We start from the raw sequence: 4,272 nt of genomic DNA, 5'->3' as shown, positions 1-4,272 counted from the left end.
AATAAAACCTTTCCCAATACCGAACAATATTTGAGAAGGGAATAGGTAATGTTTTGGTTTTTCTTCTTCGTTAGGCCGCTTTTTGTAGGATTTTTTGATACATTTCAACTTGTTGTTCAGGGGTAATTAAACGGAATGACTGTTTACTCTTCAATACCGAGAATATGATACGTATTAACTTGTTCATAACAGCGCCTAGAGCTTGTTTCTTGGTTTTCATTTCAATTTTCCGTTGGTAATATTCGTAAATCACTGAGTTAACCTGTGATCCTTTCAATTCTTTTCGAATAGATGTCGTAGCAGCAATATAAAGGGCATGGCGTAGAAATGGCGATCCTCGTTTGGTTACCTTATTTTTAGTACCTACAAAATTACCCGATTGCTTAACGGATGGATCAATACCGCTAAAAGCCACCAACTGCTTAGCGTTCATAAATCGGTCAATATCACCTATTTCGCCAAGGATAATAGGGGCCAATGTATTGCCTATACCGGGTATGGTTTTTAATAGCGTAACTTCTGGTAATTGTTCGGAAAGCACCTTAATTTGCTCATCAATCACACTAATCTGTACATCTAACGACTGAACTATATTAGCATAGCAACGTACCGTGCAGGCATAGGCCTCTAGCGATATGCCGGTAACCTGGGCATCGTCGGCACAAGATTGCAAGGCGGCATATTTTTGTTGAGCGTATACTTTACCCCTGCGAGGTAAAGTTTCCAGCATAGCAAGGATGGCCTTTTGATTGGCATTCCTGGTCCACTCACAAGGCAAAGGAAACTTGTTTAGAAGAGTCAGGGCGGTAAGTGATCCAGGATTGAGGACATCGGGAAATAGTGGAGCAATCTGCTCAATGCTAGACTGCAATTTATTGAGAGATTCGACTCGTTGTTGTACTAACTGACCTCTTGTTCTTGTCAAAACCTTCAAATTCGCAAGCTGTTCCTTTGGCATAGTTGTGGGATGAAAACTGTGAATAAACAACAATTTTGCCAACTCAAGAGCATCAACCTGATCTGTCTTAACTTTCCTTACAACAGAATTTTTGATAGAATGAGAAATAAGGGGATTGATGTGGTAGACTTCAAACCCCTGTTTCAAGAAAAAGTGGACGATGCGTTGAGAGTAGTGACCCGTGGATTCTAAGGCGATGACCGGTTTACTACTAAATGCTTCTTCCACTTTTCTTATTTGCCCTAAAACGAATAATAGTCCTTGCTTGGTATTTAGGGCTTTAAATGGTTTTAGAAATGTTGTACAGGTTGGCGAAACGGCTGCGTAATAACAAAAACTTTTGGCTACATCAATACCAATAACTGGACGATTAGTTATCATAAGAGGCCCCCAAGAAAAATATTGAAGGATTATCCATTCCATATCAAAGATTACAACCTTGCACGTGAAGCGGGAATAAGCTCCCAACCAGCTAAAACGTAAATTCTTTGGAAATGGATGAATCGTCTAATGTCATGGGTATAGAAAAATTCTTCCCTGGGACAGGGACATTCATATCCTTCTTCCTAATTATACATGAAACTGATTGTTCGGAGTTTTTCTACCCCAAAATGGATAACCCTTCTGTACTATATCTTACAAGGGACGGGAATGCTTTGAATGGCAGCTGCCAGTTTGCCGACAAAGGAAAGAATTATGGCAATAACGGCGGCGCCGCCGATAACGTAAACACTATATACTTTGGTAATGGCCATAACACCAATGTTTTCACCATAGGTGGTATTGGGAGTAGAGCCAAAGAACCCGGAAATCATAGTGGATAAACCATTGCCAAGCAATGAACGGTGCAGACCTGGATCCTTGACCAAATCGCGTCCGACAATGTTACCTGTGACTAAAAGGTGTCCCACATGCTCCGCGATAACCACCAGAGCAGCAGGAACAATTATAGCGATGGCATTGAGTTGAAATGTGGGAGTGTAAAAAGTAGGAACTGCAAACCAGGGAGCATTAGAGATACCGCTCGTATCGACAAGCCCGAGAAAGAAAGCCAAAATGTAGCCGGTAAGCACTCCGACCAGGATTGGAATGATGGACAAAAAGCCGCGGAACACCACTGAACCTAAAATAGTGACTGCTAAGGTAAACAGCGAGACAGTTATCATCTTGGGGTCAAGGGTCTTAGCCGTCAAACCAGCCATATCTGCCGCTACCGGAGCCAGTTCCAGGCCGATGACGGCAACAATCGCCCCCATGGCGGCTGGCGGAAATATCACGTCAATCCACTTCATACCAATAGCACCAATGGATAAGGCCACTAAACTGAATACCAAACCAACTATGATGAAGCCCCCAAGAGCAGCTTCATACCCATACTGCGGCAAGACAACAAAAACAGGCGATAAAAAAGCAAAGCTTGAGCCAAGATAACCCGGTATCCGACCTTTGGTTATAAAAATATAGAGCAAAGTCCCAATACCATTAAATAATAACACGGTTGCCGGGTTTACTTTGAAGAGAATGGGAACCAGAACCGTTGCGCCAAACATAGCAAACAAATGCTGCAGGCTAAGGGGAAATGTTTCCAATAAAGATGGGCGTTCATCTACATCAATAATCCTTCTGGCCATTTTTTCACCGTCTTTCCAATTTATTAACTTTTACTGTTTGCACCGCCATAAGTCTATCGGCACTGTCTTTCTTTCGGCACTAGACCAAATTCGTCCGTAACCACCCCCGCGTATTAATTCGTAAAATGCCACAAATGTGAAGTAGAACTACCCCAATCCAAGTAAGTTAATAATTTTTTAAATATTAAGTTTTTTCGACAAACCAGCTTCCCATGCCTTTGTATAATCATGACAAATCAGTAATCATTTACTACTATCATTTTGTGTAATTTTCTAAATCGATTTCTTATACTTTGCTTTTCTCTCACAATTTAGAGCACTTTTTTGCTTTTCATTTCTGCGATTTGTTCGCTCGTCAGTCCCAACATGTCCTGTAAGATTTCCTGTGTGTGCTGCCCCAACAGCGGTGCCGGTTTTTCCACGGCTCCGGGCGTTAAGGATAATTTAATCGGCACTCCGGCCATCTTGACAGCCCCTGCCACACTATGGACCGTCTCTACAATCATTTCGCGCGCTTTAATTTGGGGATCCTCAATAACTTTATCAACGGTATTGAGAGGTCCACAGGGAATTCCTTCACCTTCTAGGGTTGCAAGCCATTCATCTACCGATTTAGCCGGAAAAACAGTATCCAAAATGACCTTAAGCTGACGCTGGTTTTCTGTCCGTCCGGGGTTGGTGGCAAACCGCTCATCGTCAATCAACTCCGGCCGCCCAATTAGGTTGCAGAATTTCTCCCATAACTTGTCATTGCCCACAGCAATAATAACATACCCGTCCCGGGCTTTAAACGGTTCAAACGGAGTGATGGACGGATGGCGATTGCCAAGAGGGGCAGGTACCTTCCCGGAAGCAAGATAGCGGGCAATGGCGTTTTCTAAAATTGCCACCTGACAGTCCAGCATGCCCACATCCACTTTTTGACCTTTACCGGTTTGAGTTCGGTGATGTAAGGCTGTTAGAATGCCAATTACCGTGAAGAGCCCGGCGTTAATATCCCCAATAGAAGCCCCTACCCGGGTAGGCTCACCGTCCTCTTGTCCGGTAATGCTCATTACCCCGCCCATACCTTGTACAATCACATCATAAGCAGGTTTGCTACTGTAAGGTCCGGTATGCCCGAAACCTGAGCAAGCCGCATAGATAATGCCTTGGTTAATCTCTTGTAGTGTTTCATACCCTAAGCCTAATTTCTCCATTGTGCCAGGCCGGTAATTTTCCAAAACGATATCGGCTGTTTTGACCATATCCATAAACAGTTGCTTACCTTCGGCGCTTTTCAGGTTTAGCGTCATCGACCGTTTATTTCTGTTCAGGCTCATAAAGTAGATGCTTTCCGTGCCGGCAAAAGGACCAAACGCCCTTGAATCGTCACCGCCATCGGGTGTCTCAATTTTAATTACATTAGCACCAAAGTCAGCCAACATCATCGATGCATAGGGTCCAGCCAATACCCTCGTCAAATATAATACAACAAGTTCTTGCAGCGCTTTCACTTTTCAACCCCCTTTGTCATAATTATTTTGCATTTTGTAAACTTCAGATTTTGTATTCCCGTTAATTCCGGTAAACTCCTTTGTTATTTACCACAAAGGCCATACCCTATTTTTTAAAAATTTTGTAAATTTATTTTCTTGTTTTACCTCTGACGGCACAAATAAAAACCAAATCTCTCTATCAAAG

At 42.9% G+C, this 4,272-nt stretch carries 2 protein-coding genes and 1 pseudogene; all 3 read right to left on the bottom strand.

Translation table 11 applies throughout. The annotated features are described in order from the left end of the window. Positions 1–70 precede the first annotated feature (70 nt). The 3 genes and pseudogenes from VN447_RS16665 to VN447_RS16655 all read right to left on the bottom strand — a co-directional run bounded on the left by VN447_RS16665 (position 71) and on the right by VN447_RS16655 (position 4,085). Positions 71–1,339 carry an IS110 family transposase gene (locus VN447_RS16665; RefSeq protein WP_325526473.1) on the bottom strand — a complete coding sequence of 423 codons (1,269 nt, stop codon included), beginning with the start codon at positions 1,337–1,339 and terminating at the stop codon, positions 71–73. Positions 1,340–1,599: 260 nt separating this feature from the next. Further along, positions 1,600–2,589, bottom strand: a pseudogene (uraA, locus tag VN447_RS16660) (uracil permease); the annotation flags it as partial. Positions 2,590–2,900: 311 nt separating this feature from the next. Beyond that, complete coding sequence (locus VN447_RS16655) at positions 2,901–4,085, bottom strand: CaiB/BaiF CoA-transferase family protein (protein ID WP_325526472.1); 1,185 nt, start codon at positions 4,083–4,085, stop codon at positions 2,901–2,903. Positions 4,086–4,272: the final 187 nt, after the last annotated feature.

The organism is Sporomusa sp., from assembly GCF_035561155.1.
Taxonomy (GTDB): Bacteria; Bacillota; Negativicutes; order Sporomusales; family Sporomusaceae; genus Sporomusa.
The sequence above is the reverse complement of the archived record's forward strand: the minus strand, read 5'-3'. Positions and strand labels throughout refer to the sequence as shown.